The organism is Neomoorella sulfitireducens, assembly GCF_024733845.1.
In the GTDB taxonomy this organism is placed as follows: domain Bacteria; phylum Bacillota; class DSM-521; order Neomoorellales; family Neomoorellaceae; genus Neomoorella; species Neomoorella sulfitireducens.
Map to the genome: position 1 here is coordinate 67389 of NZ_JANRHG010000008.1, position 14956 is coordinate 82344.

General features: G+C 58.4%; 14 protein-coding genes. 3 read left to right on the forward strand and 11 right to left on the reverse strand.

Features of this window, described 5'->3' with window-relative positions:
- Positions 1-310: 310 nt before the first annotated feature.
- The 9 genes from NWF31_RS09555 to larB form a co-directional block, all read right to left on the reverse strand.
- Entirely contained in the window at positions 311-1051 is a 741-nt protein-coding gene (locus NWF31_RS09555) for a 16S rRNA (uracil(1498)-N(3))-methyltransferase (RefSeq protein ID WP_258360270.1), read from the reverse strand.
- Between the two features lie 54 nt (positions 1052-1105).
- Positions 1106-2254, reverse strand: coding sequence for a molecular chaperone DnaJ (gene dnaJ, locus NWF31_RS09560; protein ID WP_258360271.1), 1149 nt, complete (start codon positions 2252-2254; stop codon positions 1106-1108).
- A gap of 16 nt (positions 2255-2270) precedes the next feature.
- Positions 2271-4115, reverse strand: a complete 1845-nt coding sequence (dnaK, locus tag NWF31_RS09565; protein ID WP_258360272.1) for a molecular chaperone DnaK — start codon at positions 4113-4115, stop codon at positions 2271-2273.
- Between the two features lie 99 nt (positions 4116-4214).
- Entirely contained in the window at positions 4215-4943 is a 729-nt protein-coding gene (gene grpE, locus NWF31_RS09570) for a nucleotide exchange factor GrpE (RefSeq protein WP_258360273.1), read from the reverse strand.
- Between the two features lie 76 nt (positions 4944-5019).
- Positions 5020-6054 (reverse strand): heat-inducible transcriptional repressor HrcA, encoded by a 1035-nt coding sequence (gene hrcA / locus NWF31_RS09575; RefSeq protein WP_258360274.1) that lies wholly within the window; start codon positions 6052-6054, stop codon positions 5020-5022.
- Between the two features lie 97 nt (positions 6055-6151).
- The gene (hemW, locus tag NWF31_RS09580; protein ID WP_258360275.1) at positions 6152-7495 is read right to left on the reverse strand and encodes a radical SAM family heme chaperone HemW; all 1344 of its coding nucleotides are present in this window, start codon (positions 7493-7495) and stop codon (positions 6152-6154) included.
- Positions 7496-7498: 3 nt separating this feature from the next.
- Entirely contained in the window at positions 7499-9304 is a 1806-nt protein-coding gene (lepA, locus tag NWF31_RS09585) for a translation elongation factor 4 (protein ID WP_258360276.1), read from the reverse strand.
- Between the two features lie 139 nt (positions 9305-9443).
- Positions 9444-9782, reverse strand: coding sequence for a phage holin family protein (locus NWF31_RS09590; protein WP_258360277.1), 339 nt, complete (start codon positions 9780-9782; stop codon positions 9444-9446).
- A gap of 52 nt (positions 9783-9834) precedes the next feature.
- Positions 9835-10590, reverse strand: coding sequence for a nickel pincer cofactor biosynthesis protein LarB (larB, locus tag NWF31_RS09595; protein WP_258360278.1), 756 nt, complete (start codon positions 10588-10590; stop codon positions 9835-9837).
- A gap of 128 nt (positions 10591-10718) precedes the next feature.
- Here larB and spoIIP point away from each other — a divergent pair, with 128 nt between their 5' ends.
- From spoIIP to NWF31_RS09610, 3 genes are all read left to right on the forward strand, one after another.
- Positions 10719-11768: a stage II sporulation protein P gene (gene spoIIP, locus NWF31_RS09600; RefSeq protein ID WP_258360279.1), complete on the forward strand. Its 1050-nt coding sequence runs from the start codon at positions 10719-10721 to the stop codon at positions 11766-11768.
- A gap of 52 nt (positions 11769-11820) precedes the next feature.
- Positions 11821-12084: a 30S ribosomal protein S20 gene (gene rpsT / locus NWF31_RS09605; RefSeq protein ID WP_258360280.1), complete on the forward strand. Its 264-nt coding sequence runs from the start codon at positions 11821-11823 to the stop codon at positions 12082-12084.
- A gap of 139 nt (positions 12085-12223) precedes the next feature.
- Positions 12224-12427 carry a hypothetical protein gene (locus NWF31_RS09610; RefSeq protein WP_258360281.1) on the forward strand — a complete coding sequence of 68 codons (204 nt, stop codon included), beginning with the start codon at positions 12224-12226 and terminating at the stop codon, positions 12425-12427.
- 13 nt (positions 12428-12440) lie between these two features.
- Here NWF31_RS09610 and holA read toward each other — a convergent pair whose 3' ends face one another.
- Positions 12441-13436, reverse strand: a complete 996-nt coding sequence (holA, locus tag NWF31_RS09615) for a DNA polymerase III subunit delta (RefSeq protein WP_258360282.1) — start codon at positions 13434-13436, stop codon at positions 12441-12443.
- Between the two features lie 195 nt (positions 13437-13631).
- Complete coding sequence (gene thiC / locus NWF31_RS09620) at positions 13632-14930, reverse strand: phosphomethylpyrimidine synthase ThiC (protein ID WP_258360283.1); 1299 nt, start codon at positions 14928-14930, stop codon at positions 13632-13634.
- Positions 14931-14956: the final 26 nt, after the last annotated feature.

The following is a 14956-nucleotide window of genomic DNA, read 5'->3' on the forward strand; positions in this document are numbered from 1 at the left end:
GATCTACCCTGAAAATAATTCTATCGCAGGCTGGCATGTCTCGCTCGCTCCATGGCCCTTGTGGAGCGGCCTACGGCTCAGCCTCGGGCTCGGGCGGGGTTCCCGGCCTATTCGGCTTCCTTGCCTCAGAGGACGGCCTCGGACATCCTGTCCTCGGCCCCGCCCTCGCTCCTCAGCTTCGCCTGGGCCGCTTCGCCACTCGGTAGAAGCTCGCTCGCTTCCGACAAATGCCAGCTTGTTGTTTTCAGCCATCTACTGGTACCGCGCCAGCGGCACAGGTATCTTGTCTTGCTTGCCTCAATAGCGGGGTTTATGACAGCTCCCCCAGGGCATACATGATGGCGGCCAGGCAGACCAGGCCGGCCGTCTCCGTTCGCAAGATACGGGGGCCAAGGGTTACGGATCGCCCCCCGAATTTACGTGCCAGGTCCACTTCCGCCCGGGTCAAGCCCCCTTCGGGGCCAATGAGTACGGCCAGTTCCTGTACCCCCGGGCTCGCCTCAAGGACGGACTTAAGGTTACAGGAACGTTCTTCTTCCCAGGGTACCAGCAACAGGGTGTCCTGGTCAAGGCCGGCAAGGGCCTCAGAAAGTTCCAGGGGACCCTCAACCGCCGGTATCAGGTGCCGCCGGCTCTGGCTGGCCGCCGCCCGGGCCTTCTGCTGCCAGCGTTCCTGCCGCCGGGCACAGGCCTCCCGGTCCGGCCGGGGGATAGAGCGCTCTGTATTGATGACGACAATCCTTGCTACCCCTAATTCTGTACACTTTTCTACGATCAAATCCATTTTGTCACCCTTGGGCCAGGCCTGGTAAAGGGTGACTTTAACCCGCGGCTCGGGGCTTTCCAGGGGGGCCTTGACAGCAGCGACTACCCGGTCTTTGTGAATGGCGACGACTTCCGCCTGGTATCCCTGCCCCCTGCTATCGGCCAGGGAAATGGTTTCTCCCACCCGCAGGCGCAGGACGCGCAGGGCGTGATGGGCATTTTCCCCTTCCAGGACGGCCGTTTCGCCGGGAAAAACAGGCACGGGTAGAAAAAAATGGTGGGCCACTACGGCTCACCCTCCCGCTGTATTGCTAAAACCTATCAACCGCCAGGAAAGGAACTAACCCATAAAGGCGTCCCGTACTTTCTTAAAGAAACCTTTCTCCTGCTCCCCGGTGCCTTTAGGTTCCCGGCCGTACAGGCGGGCAAACTCCCGCAGTAATTCTTTCTGCTTTTCATTGAGGTTGGTAGGCGTTTCGACGTGAATCTGCACATGCTGGTCTCCCCGGCCGGCGCCGTTCAAGCGGGGGATGCCTTTACCCTTCAGCCTGAAGGTGGCCCCGCTCTGGGTCCCGGCAGGGATATTGAGTTCGGCTTTACCGTCCAGGGTAGGCACCAGGATCCTGTCGCCCAGGGCCGCCTGGACCATGGTTACCGGCACCTCGCAGAAGACGTCATACCCGTCGCGCCGGAAAAAGGGATGGGGCCGGACGTTAATATAGACATAGAGGTCGCCCGGCGGCCCGCCGCGGATGCCGCTCTCGCCTTCGCCGGCCATGCGCAGGCGGGCACCGGTATCCACCCCCGGGGGAATTTTGATCTTTATCTTACGGGTGCGCTGGACTACACCCCGGCCGCGGCAGGTGGGACAGGGCGTTTCAATAATGGTCCCCTGGCCGTGGCAGTGGTGACAGGTGCGTATCGTCTGGAAATGGCCCAAGGGCGTACTCTGGGAGATGCGGACCTGCCCGGTGCCGTGGCAGGTGGGGCAGGTCCTGGGCCTGGTACCGGGCGCCGCGCCGCTGCCGTCACAGGCAGGGCACTTTTCCTGGCGCGGTACGCCGATTTCCTTTTCCCCGCCAAAGGCAGCTTCTTCAAAGGAAATTTCTATATCCAGGCGCAGGTCATCGCCCCGCTGGGGACCCTGGCGCCTGGCTGTCCGGCCAAAACCGCCGCCAAAGAACATGTCAAAGATGTCGCCAAAGGTGCCGAAATCGGCACCGGCGCCGCCGAAGTCAAAGCCGCCGAAGCCGGGCCCGCCCGTCTCCATGCCGGCATGGCCGAACTGGTCATAACGGGCCCGCTTCTCCGGGTCGCTCAAGACTTCGTAGGCTTCCTGGACCTCTTTGAACTTTTCTTCGGCCTCTTTATTCCCCGGGTTCATATCCGGGTGATACTTGCGCGCCAGCTGGCGGTAAGCCTTCTTGATTTCCGCCTCGGAGGCATCCCGGGAAACCCCCAGGACCTCGTAATAATCGCGCTTGGCCATGGCTGGTCACCGGTTTTTATTTCTTATCGTCATCGACGATTTTGTAGTCGGCATCATAGACATTGCCGTCCTGTTTCGCCCCGCCGGTAGGACCGGTTCCACCCTGGGACCCGCCGCCGGCCTGGGCACCGGCCTGCTGGTACACTTTTGTGGTCAGGGTATAGAGGGCCTGGGAAAGGGCTTCCATCTTTTCTTTGATCTTAGCGGAATTCTTGCTGTCCAGGACGTCTTGGAGTTCTTTCTTCGCCTGTTCGATGCGGTCCACGTCGGCCTTGTTGGCTTTATCTTTAAACTCCTTCAGGGTGCGGTCGGCCTGGTAGATGAGGGAATCCGCCTGGTTCCTCGTCTCAATTTCCTCTTTACGCTTGCGGTCGCTCTCGGCATAGGCCTCGGCATCCTTAACCATGCGCTGGATTTCTTCTTCCGTCAGGCCGCTGGAAGAAGTAATGGTTATGGCCTGCTGCTTACCGGTAGCCAGGTCTTTGGCCGAGACGTGCACGATGCCGTTGGCGTCGATATCAAACTTGACTTCAATCTGGGGTACGCCCCGGGGCGCCGGCGGGATACCCGTCAATTGGAAGCGGCCCAGGGTTTTATTGTCGGCGGCCATGGCCCGCTCGCCCTGGAGGACGTGGATTTCCACCGTGGTCTGGTTGTCGGCGGCGGTGGAGAAGATCTGGCTCTTGGACGTGGGGATGGTGGTATTGCGCTCGATTATCTTTGTGAAAACGCCGCCCAGGGTCTCAATACCCAGGGAAAGGGGCGTGACGTCGAGTAGCAGGACGTCCTTGACCTCGCCGGCCAGGACCCCGGCCTGGATGGCTGCGCCCAGGGCGACACACTCATCCGGGTTGATGCCCTTATGGGGCTCTTTGCCCAGGATCTTGCGCACCGTCTCCTGGACCAGGGGCACCCTGGTGGAGCCGCCCACCAGCAAGACCTTATCAATATCTTTGGGCTCCAGCCCGGCATCGGCCAGGGCCTGCCTGGTGGGGCCCACGGTCTTTTCTACCAGGTCGGCTATCAATTCTTCAAACTTGGCCCGGGTAAGATTTACATCCAGGTGGATGGGGCCATTGGGCGTTGCCGAGATGAAGGGCAGGTTGATGTTGGTGCTGGTCATGCTGGAAAGCTCGATTTTAGCTTTTTCCGCCGCTTCCTTCAGGCGCTGCATGGCCATTTTATCCTGCCTCAGGTCCACCCCGTGCTCCCGGCGGCAGATGTCTACCAGGTAGTCCATAATCCGCTGGTCAAAGTCGTCGCCGCCCAGGCGGTTATTACCGCTGGTGGCTTTGACTTCAAAGACGCCGTCCCCCAGTTCCAGGATGGAAACGTCAAAAGTGCCGCCGCCCAGGTCATAAACAAGGATGGTCTGGTCTTCTTCTTTATCCAGGCCGTAGGCCAGGGAGGCAGCCGTCGGCTCGTTGATAATACGCAGCACCTCCAGGCCGGCAATGCGGCCGGCGTCTTTGGTAGCCTGGCGCTGGCTGTCGGTGAAGTAGGCCGGTACGGTGATGACCGCCTGGGTCACTTTTTCTCCCAGGTAGGCTTCCGCGTCGGCCTTCAGCTTTTGCAGGATCATAGCCGAGATTTCCTGGGGTGTGTATTCCTTGTCATCGATTTTAACTTTATAATTGGTGCCCATATGGCGTTTAATGGACATGACGGTCCGGTCGGGATTGGTGATGGCCTGGCGCTTGGCCACCTGGCCGACGACCCTTTCCCCGTCCTTTGTAAAAGCCACTACTGAAGGCGTGGTGCGGCCGCCTTCCGCATTGGGGATAACTACTGCTTCCCCACCTTCCATAACGGCTACGCAGGAGTTGGTCGTACCCAGGTCAATACCGATTACCTTACCCATTATGATCTACCTCCTTGTTCCCCAGCTTCTACCCAAAATAAATTCGCTCCGGCCGGCATTGTTTTTCCTCGCTCCAAACAAATGCCTGCCACTTTATTTTCATTCTTCTGATGCTGCCGCGTTGGCGGCATGAGGGTCTTCTTGGTTTTCCTGTTCTCCGGCACCGGCCGCCACTGCCACCTTGACCATGGCAGGCCGCAGGAGCCTGCCGTGCAAAGTGTAACCACGGCGGAACTCTTCCACCACCTGGTTGATCTTGTCCGGCTCTGCAGTTTCTTCCCGCGCTACCGCTTCATGAACCTCGGGATCAAAGGGCCGGCCCAGGGCGGCTACGGGCATTAAACCTTCCCGCGCCAGGATTTCCTGCAATTGCCGCAGGGTCATCTCTACCCCCGTCTCCAGGGCCTGCTTTCCCGTTCCCGCGGCTGTAGCCAGGGCTAGCTCCAGGTTATCCAATACGGGCAGGAGGCTCTCGATGAGCCTGGCATTGGCCAGCCTGGTCATCTCTTCCTGCTCGCGGCGGGTACGCTTGCGGTAGTTGTCAAAATCGGCCTGCAGGCGTAAAAAACGTTGCTGCAGCTCAGATAAAGCCGCCGCCCTGGCGGCCAGTTCTTCTTCAAGGCGGCTCAATTCTTCCCGGCCGGTTGCACCGGCCGGTTCGCCGCCAGCCCCAGCAGGCTCCTCAACCCTTGCCCCCGGGCTCTCCTCATCCCGGCCGTGACATTCCCCCGCCTCCCCGGCGGGCCTTTCCCGGAGAGCTTCCGGCCCATCTTCCCTTTCGTTATTTATCATCCCGTTATTCATTTTATTATCCCGGTTGGGTTCCATAACTTTTCGGTCACTCCCTTCCGTAAAAAAGGCCAGCACCCAAAGGCACCGGCCTTATCCAGGTGGCCTGCAGCTTTTAGCGATAAAATTGCTCTAATGCGCGGGACAAACTATCGGCTACACACTGGAGGACCGATATGGCCCGGGAATAGTGCATCCGCGTCGGTCCGAGCAAGCCCACTTTACCCCTTATTCTCCCTTCGACGGCATAACTTATAGTTACTACGCTGCATTTATCAATTCCTTCTTCTTTATTTTCCTGGCCGATCCTCACCGTCAGGCCACTTCCGGGAGCGGCATTAAAAATACGCCTTAACGCCTCCTCCCGCTCAAGAAAGGCAAGGATGTCCTTGACCTTCTCCAAATTTTTAAACTCCGGCTGGCTCAGGATGTTGAGGATACCTTCCAGGTAAACTTTCTCGCCGCTTTCAAGGGCCAGCACCTGCTGTAAAAGGTCAATGACCTGTTTAATTAACCCCCGGTGCTCGGCTACTTCCCGGTAAATATCCTTCAGCACTTCCAGGCGCAGTTCTTCCAGGGCCAGCCCCTGGAGTTTGGCATTGAGGACCCTGGAGATACGGCTTAAATCCTCCGGGGTTACGTTTTCCGGGATTACAAAAAGCCGGTGTTCAACCAAACCGGTACTGGTAATAGCCACCAGCAGGGCTTTATTGGTCGAATAGACAGGTAAAACCTGCACCTGCTCCAGCACGGCATTATTCTGGTAGGGACCCAGGGCTACGGCCGTGTAAGCAGTCATTTCGGACAGCAAACGGGCCGTCTCTTCCAGGACCTGCTCTATTTCCAGCATCTTTTGGTTGTAACGCCGGCGCACGTATTCCTCTTCTGCCGGTGTCAGTTTCTCCGGTGCCATAAGGCAGTCAACGTAGTAACGATAACCGGAATCCGAAGGTATGCGGCCGGCCGAGGTGTGGGGCTGCTCCAGCAAACCCATCTCTTCCAGGTCGGCCATCTCATTCCGGATGGTAGCAGGGCTTACTCCCAGGTTGTACCGCCGGGCAATGGTACGGGAACCTACCGGTTCGCCGGTAAGGATATAATCCTGCACTACGGCGGCCAGGACCCTTTTTTTCCGCTCATCCATCCGCATGATCTCACCTTCTTTTTTAGCACTCTTAAGCCAAGAGTGCTAAGAGCTTACTTAAAACATACCACCGGCCTTTCGTTTTGTCAAGGGAAAGTAAAAGCTAGATAAACTCCACGAAAACCTCATTGGCCAGGGGCAAACCCTTTTCGGTAAGCTTTAAACGGCCGTCTTTTTCCTCTATCAGCCCCGCCCGGTAAAGGCATTCAATCTCACGGGCGTAAACCGTGCAGGCGTCAACACCAAAACGCTGCCGGAAGGCCTCTAAGTCGACACCGGCCATCAGGCGCAGGCCCATGAACATGGTTTCGGCCATTTGCTGTCGGGGCGTTAAGGTTTCTATTTCCTCCCGGGGCAGCCGGCTGCTGGATAAGGCATGCCGGTACCGGTGTAGCTCGCTGTAGTTGCGCCAGCGCCGGCCCTGCCAGTGGGAGGCCGCCGCCGCCCCTAAGCCCAGGTAGGGACCGTTTAACCAGTAGGTAAGGTTGTGGCGGCAATGGTAACCTGGGCGGGCAAAGTTGGATATTTCGTACTGCTTGTAACCGGCGGCGGCGAGGATTTGCCGTGCTTCCTGGTACATGACCAGTTCCAGTTCTTCCCCGGGCAGGGGTAGATCACCGGCAGCCGCCAGCCTTCCCCAGGGGGTATCTTCCTCCACCTGGAGGCTGTAAGCGGCAATATGCTCGGGCTGGAGGGCAACGGCTTCCTTTAAGGCAGCCCGCCAGGCGTCAAGATCCTGGCCCGGCAGGCCGAAAATCAGGTCCAGGTTGACGTTGTTAAAACCGGCCCGGCGCGCCAGTTCCCAGGCCCGGTAGATGTCCCGGCGCCGGTGGATACGGCCCATGGCTCTCAAGAGGTCGTCGTCAAAGGCCTGGACGCCCAGGGAAAGGCGGTTCACCCCGGCTGCCGCCAGGGCCCTGAGTTTGGCGCCGTCCACCGTACCGGGGTTGGCTTCTATGGTGACCTCCGCCCCCTGCCGCCGGCCGAAGAAACGATCCACGGCGGCCAGGAGCTGCTCTAAATTACAGGCCGGGAGGACGGTGGGGGTACCGCCGCCGATATAGACGGTGGCCGCCGGTCCCGGCAGCCACTTCCCGGCAACTAAGGCCATTTCCCGCTCCAGGTCCGTGCAGTAGGCGGCCATTTCCGCCGGTGAACGGCCGGGATAAGAGACAAAGTCGCAGTAATGGCACTTGCGGATGCAGAAGGGGATATGGATGTAGAGGGCGTGGCTGGCTTTTGTTTGGAGTGAGCGAGCTTCTCCGAGCGGTGAAGTGGCCTTGGTGAAGCCGAAGAGTGAGGGCGGGGCCGAGGACAGGAGGTCCGAGGCCGGCCTTTGAGGCAAGGATGCCGAATAGGCCGGGAACCCCGCCTTAAGCCTTACGGCTGAAACATTAGGCCACTCCGCAAGGGCCATGGAGCGAGCGAAAACAAAGCCAGCTACCATTTCCTACGACTTCCCTACCTTCAGCACGGCCATAAAGGCTTCCTGGGGAATCTCCACCGTGCCGACCTGCTTCATGCGTTTTTTGCCTTCCTTTTGTTTTTCCAGGAGCTTGCGTTTCCTGGTGACGTCGCCGCCGTAGCACTTGGCCAGGACGTTTTTACGCATGGCCGGGATGGTTTCCCGGGCGATTACGCGGCTGCCGATGGCGGCCTGGATGGGCACGTCGAAGAGCTGGCGGGGAATCAATTGCCGCAGGCGTTCTACCAGGGCCCGGCCGCGGTGGTAGGCCTGGTCCCGGTGGGTGATCACCGACAGGGCGTCCACCACTTCATTGTTGATCAGGATATCCATCTTCACCAGTTCTGCCGGGCGGTACCCCTTGACTTCATAATCCAGGGAGGCGTAGCCGCGGGTCCGGCTTTTTAACTGGTCAAAGAAATCATAGATAATTTCCGCCAGGGGCAGGTCGTATTTCAAGGCTACCCTTTGCTCGGAAAGGTAATCCATGTTAAGGAAGGTGCCGTGTTTTTCCTGGCAGAGTTCCATTACCGGCCCTACATATTCTTTGGGCGTCATAATGGTGGCCTCCACGTAGGGCTCTTCTATATGGTCAATCATGTTTGGCGCCGGCAGGGCGGTAGGATTGTCGACCTCCTCCACCTGGCCGTCGGTACGCACCACCCGGTAAACTACGCTGGGGGCGGTTGTAATGAGTTCCAGGCCGTATTCCCTTTCCAGCCGCTCCTGGATAATTTCCATGTGCAGGAGCCCCAGGAAGCCGCAACGAAAGCCGAAACCCAGGGCCACCGACGTTTCCGGTTCAAAGCGCAGAGAAGCGTCATTTAACTGCAGCTTTTCCAGGGCATCCCGCAGGCTGTCGAATTCCTCCGAGTCCACCGGGAACAGGCCGCAGTATACCATGGGCATGACCTTGCGGTAACCCGGCAGGGGATTCTTCGCCGGCCGGGTGGCGCTGGTAATGGTATCCCCGACGCGGGTATCCTTGACATTTCTAATGCTGGCCGAAAGAAAGCCTACCTCGCCGGCGGCCAGGGTTATGACCGGCCGCGGCGCCGGGGTGAAAACACCGACCTCATTGACTTCAAATTCGGCCCCTGTGGCCATGAAGCGAATGCGGTCGCCTTTCTGCACCCGTCCCTCAACTATCCTGATGTAGGGAATGGCTCCCCGGTAGCTGTCAAAGATAGAATCGAAAATCAGGGCCTTGAGGGGTGCTTCCCGGTCGCCCCGGGGGGGAGGGATGCGTCTAACGATTGCCTCCAGGATCGCTTCCGTCCCCACCCCGGTCTTGGCCGAAGCCAGGATGGCCTCACTGGCATCCAGGCCGATAATGTCCTCTATCTCGCGCCGTACCCGTTCCGGTTCGGCGTTTGGCAGGTCGATCTTGTTAATGACCGGGATAATTTCCAGGTTGTGTTCCAGGGCAAGGTAAACATTGGCCAGGGTCTGGGCTTCAATGCCCTGGGCCGCATCAACCACGAGCAGCGCCCCTTCGCAGGCCGCCAGGCTGCGGGATACTTCATAGGTAAAGTCCACGTGCCCCGGGGTATCAATCAAATTTAGAACATATTCCTTGCCGTCACGGCTTCTATAATGCAGGCGGACGGCCTGGAGCTTGATGGTGATGCCCCGTTCCCTCTCTAATTCCAGGGTATCCAGGACCTGGTCCACCATCTCCCGCTTGCTGAGGGCCCCGGTATATTCCAGGAGGCGGTCGGCCAGGGTTGACTTGCCGTGGTCTATATGGGCAATGATGCAAAAATTGCGGATGTAGTTCTGCTCCGTCACCGGACAGGTTCCTCCCCAGACAAATCGGAAGCAAGATCCCCCCACCGGCGTAAGTTTTTAATCCCGCCGGTGGTTAGCTTTATTATTATAACAGAAAGCGGGCCGGGCTAAAAGCCCGGCCCGCTCCAGCTGCCTTTTTCTAGCGCAGTTCGGTCGGAACAAAGGCATCAATTACACCGATAACTAAAGCCGCCAGTAAAGCTCCCAGGATATTGACACTTAAGTAAGCGGGGACGATAAATTGAGCAAGATAGATTACTACTGCCGCTACGATAAAACCGACAATACCGCGGCTACGGGGAGAAATCCGTTTGCCGAGGACGGCTTCTGCCAGCCAGCCCAGGAGGGCTATAACCACGGCTGCAATCAGTGCACCGGTGAAACCCGCTACCCTGATGCCGGGAAGAATAAAACCTACCAGCATCAGAACCAGGGCCGAGACAATAAAACGGACAATAGTACCCACCCAGTTGGTCATATAATTCACCTCCTTAGGTTTTGCCTATAGCATTGCCCAAAAAGGTGGTAAATTATACTTTTTTCAGGCGGGTTATGGCCGTCGCCAGGGCGGCAGCACCAAAACCGTTGTCAATATTTACGACGCCGATACCGGCGGCACAACTGTTGAGCATGGTCAGCAGGGCTGACAACCCCCCGAAACTGGCACCGTAGCCGATGCTTGTCGGCACGGCAATCACCGGCCGGTCTACCAGACCGGCCACAACGCTGGCCAGGGCGCCCTCCATGCCCGCCACGACAATGACTACGTCGGCCCGGCGAAAGCATTCCACCCGCCCCAGCAGGCGGTGAATGCCGGCGACGCCGACGTCGTAAATCCTCTCTACCTCGTTGCCCATTACCGCTGCCGTCACCGCTGCTTCTTCAGCCACGGGCAGGTCGGCCGTCCCGGCACTCAAAACTGCCACCCTGCCGCCGGTAGATTCGATTTCCCCGGCACTCACTACAATAGTACGGGCCAAGTCGTTAAATTCAGCCGCCGGCAGGCGGGCGGCAACCTCCTGGTATACCTCCCTGGTGGTCCTGGTCACCAGGACCGTTGAACCGGCGGCCGCCAGGCGGGCCGCTATGGCCGCTACCTGTTCCTTTGTTTTTCCCTGGCCGAAGATGACCTCGGGGAAGCCGTTTCTCAAAGCCCGGTGGTGATCGACCTTGGCAAAACCCAGGTCTTCTTCTATTAAAGTTTTTAAATTCGCCATAACGGTATCCAGGTCAACCTGCCCGTTTTTGAAAGCCTGTAAGAGATTTTTCAGCCTGGTCTCGGTCACTTGGCGACCTCCTCCGGATATAAAATTTAATCTCAAGTAATTCCCGGGCCATTGCCCTGCCTGCCTTTGCACCAGGTCTAAATTATACCTCACAGGAATAAAATGCCTACCAGCAGGGGGGCATTAGCATGCGCATTCATCTTATTACCCGCTGGCAGGCCAGGCTCATCCTGTCGCGCCTGGTAAAAATAATACTGGCCTGCCTGATTATTATTTCCTTACTTGCCGGTACAAGGCACGTTCTTAAACAAGGCACCCTGCTCTCCCTGGCATTACCTCCTTACCATGGGGAACTCCCGCTGCCCCTGCTGGAAAGGGTTTTAGAAGCCGGCCTGCCGGCGATTGCTTTAAACGCCGCCGGCAACCAGCAGGATGACACCGGTAGAGCCCTGGCGGCCGCTGTCCAGGTCCTGGCCTCACCCCTGGTAGTTTTGCCCGGTAGCTACGGAACAACGCGCCTTCTAACCGAAGAAGAGTATGTGTTACCCCAGCCCCTGCCCGTGGAAAGTGTACCGCCGGCACCGTTAGAAATAGAACCCCCCGACGCCACCCAGCCCCTTGTGGCTATATACAACACCCATAATGCCGAATCCTACCAGGCGAGTGAAGGGCAGGCTAAATTTCCCGGGAAAAACGGCGGTGTCAGCCAGGTGGCAGCCGTGCTGGCCGAAACTTTAAGTAAGGACTACGGCGTACCGGTCGTACGTTCAACTACCATTCATGATTATCCGGACTTCGCCCTGTCCTATGCCAACTCGGAAAAGACCCTGGAAAGAATGCTGGCGGAAAATCCTTCCGTCCTGGTAGTCCTGGATATCCACCGTAACGCCGGCCTGCCGGCACCGCCGGTAGTGGAAATCGAGAACCAGAAAGTGGCCCAGGTGCTCATTATCGTTGGTAGTGATGCCCGCCTGGAACACCCCGGATGGCGCCAGAATGAAGCCTTTGCCCGGCGGCTGGCGGGTAAAATGGATGCATTTTATCCCGGTTTATCCCTGGGTGTCCGGGTCCAGGAAGGACGCTACAACCAGCACCTCCATCCCCGGGCCCTCCTCTTAGAAATTGGCAGCGACAACAATACCCTGGAAGAAGCGGAACGCTCCGCCCGCCTGGTCGCCAGGGTCCTGGCGGCATTAATTGACGAACTGCGACGGGAAAATCCCGCCCAGTCTGGTTGAATGTTGCTTTTACCGGTTTGCCGTGATAAAATAAGGCGGGAGGTGAGCTGGGATGCCCAATATTAAATCGGCCATTAAACGCGTTGAACTGACCCGCATTCGTACCGAGCGCAACAAGGCCGTCAAGTCACGCGTAAAAACGGCTATGAAAAAATTCCGGGCCGCACTGGATCAGGGTGATAGTACAGCTGCTGAAAGATTACGCCAGGCCATTCGTACCATCGACAAAGCCGTTACCAAAGGGGTTCTCCATCCGAACACAGCTGCCCGGAAAAAATCAAGGCTGCAGCGCCTGTTCAATAAAACTTCTGCTTAATCCTGCATAATGCCGCAACATAACCCCCGCCTATACAAGGGGGTTTTAAATTTGCCCCGCACAAATGGCGCTGCGGTCGGTATTTTCCTCCCTTCAGCATGCCATAATAAAAACAGGTTTTAGAAGGGAGGGATTTTAATTGCCGGAAAAACCTGGTGCCGCCAAGGAGCGCCCGGAAAAAGGTGCCGCCCAGAAGGGCTATGCCGCCGAAGGTACCCGTGATACCGCCTATGAATTTGGTACCGAAATTACCACTCCCGGTACTAAAGTAGCCGGTACCGCCAGGGGTACCGCCGGGGCAGCCCGGGGGAAGGATCAGAAGCGGCCCGCCGGTGAAGAGTAAAGGTTGGGGAGCGTTAATGCTCCCCTTTTAAAATAGTCCAGATGGCCTTTTCCAGCAGGGCACCGGCGCTTCCCTGGCCGGTCTTGATGCCGGTGTCTGCCTTAAATAATTCCTCCAGGGCCCGTGCGGCAGCGGCCGGGGAAAAATTACGGGCCTGGGTGGCAATTTTTTGCATGACAAAAGGCTTCAGTCCCAGGGTGGCCGCCAGTTCGGCCTTGTCCGCCGCCAGGTGATACTGGTAAATGAGGCGCAGCTGGCGGGCCAGCATGGCCAGGATAGCTAAAGGGGCTTCGCCCCTTTCCAGTAGCCGGCGCAGGGAGCTGACGGCCAGGGAGGCATTGCGGTTTCCCAGGGCGTCCACCAATTGGAATACGGTAGCTTCTACGGCTGCAGCCGGCACCAGGGCCTCGACATCTCCCGGGGTGATGGCACCCGGTTGCCCTATATAAGTCATAACTTTGTACAACTCGTTCCTGGCCTGGCGCAGGTCTCCCCCGGCGGCCAGGGCCAGGCCCCGGGCCGCCGCCGGGGGCAAAATATAACCTTCCTCGCCGGCTTCCTGCTGCAGCCATTTCTCCAGTTCTGCCGCCTTGAGGGGTGTGAATTCTACCACCCGGCCTGCCTGCTGGATTGCCCTTATTATTTTCAATCGCTTATCGATGCTGCCGTTAACTGCCAGTACAAGGCAGGTTAACGGGGACGGGTTTTGCAGGTAGTCATAGAGTTCTCCGGCTCCGGCCTGCAGCATTTCCGGGGCTGGATCTTTAACAACCACCAGCCGCCTTTCGGCCAGGGCTGGCAGGGTGACGGCTACAAGAACAATCGCTCCGGTCGTTATCTTTTTCCCATCAAGCTCCTGGTAATCAAAGGCTGCGGCTTCCTCCGGTACTAATTTTACCCGGAGTTTTTTTATAGCCCTTTCCAGGAGATAGCCTTCGGTGCCATAAAAGAGATATACCGGAGCTATATTACCCTGTTCCAGCTCCCTGTCCAGTTCCTGCCAGTCCAAATGATAAGCCCTCCCTGGCTAAAATACCGCCAGAAATGATACCCTCTGTCGGGTGGGATATTTCCCTCCGCCGCTCAGGAGTTACGCAATTTTTCCTCTTTCGTGGGACGGGCGCCTAGCCTTATTTGCGGCTCCTGTCGCAATAGCAACCCCTGCTGGGGGGATGCTATGCCGTTCCTTCGGTTCCCCTTCATTTTAGCACTTTTCTACTGCCTTGCCCAGGTACTCCCCTACCAGGCGCATGGCGCAGAAATCGCCGCACATAGAACAGGTAACGGCGGCAGCTTCGTTGCGGTTCCGGCGGTACTGCCGCGCCTTCTTGGGGTCAATGGCCAGTTCCAGCTGACGCTCCCAGTCCAGGGCCTTGCGGGCGCGGGCCATCTCCCGGTCCCATTCCCATGCTCCCGGTACGCCCTTGACCAGGTCGGCGGCATGACCGGCAATCCGGGCGGCGATTACCCCTTCCCGCACGTCGGCCAGGGTGGGAAGGCCCAGGTGCTCGGCCGGGGTAACATAGCAGATGAAATCCGCCCCTGCTGCCGCAGCCAGGGCACCGCCGATGGCTGCCGTGATATGATCGTAGCCCGGGGCAACGTCGGTTACCAGGGGCCCGAGGACATAGAATGGCGCTTCGTGGCACAGGCGTTTTTCCAGGAGGATGTTGGCCTGCACCTGGTTCAAGGGCACGTGTCCGGGTCCTTCGACCATGGCCTGGACGCCGGCCTCCCGGGCCCGGTCTACCAGTTCGCCCAGGATAATTAACTCCTGGATCTGCGCCCGGTCGGTGGCATCCGCCAGGCAGCCGGGCCGGAGACCGTCGCCCAGGCTCAGGGTGACGTCATAACGCCGGGCAATCTCCAGCAGGCGGTCGTACCGGGCATAAAGGGGGTTCTCCTCCCCGTGGTGCAGCATCCACCCCGTCAGGAAAGAACCGCCCCGGCTGACAATGTCGGCCAGGCGCCCCTCCCTTCGCAGTCGGTCTACTACTTCCAGGGTAACGCCGCAGTGGACGGTGATGAAATCCACCCCGTCTTCGGCCTGCTTTTCGATTACTTTAAACAGGTCTTCGGCCGTCATCTCTACAAGGGCGCCGTATTTCTCCTGGGCTTCAACCGTGGCCTGGTAAATGGGCACCGTACCTACGGCCACGGGGGAATGGGCTATAATCCGGCGCCGGCACCCATCGATATCGCCGCCGGTGCTCAGGTCCATAACGGCATCGGCCCCGGCGTCCAGGGCTTCTTGAAGTTTTTCCAGTTCCGGCTCGATATCCGGGAAGGATGTGGATGTACCCAGGTTGGCGTTGACTTTGGTCCTTAAACCTTTACCAATACCGCAGGGTTCAAGGTTGTGGTGGTTTTTATTGGCCGGGATCACTACCTGTCCGGCCGCCACCGCCGCCATCAGGTCCTCTACCCGGATGCCTTCCTTTGCCGCCACCTTTTCCATGGCCCGCGTTACCTGTCCCACCCGGGCCGCCTCTAGCTGCGTCATTTGTTATTACCCCCTTCTTAAAGAAA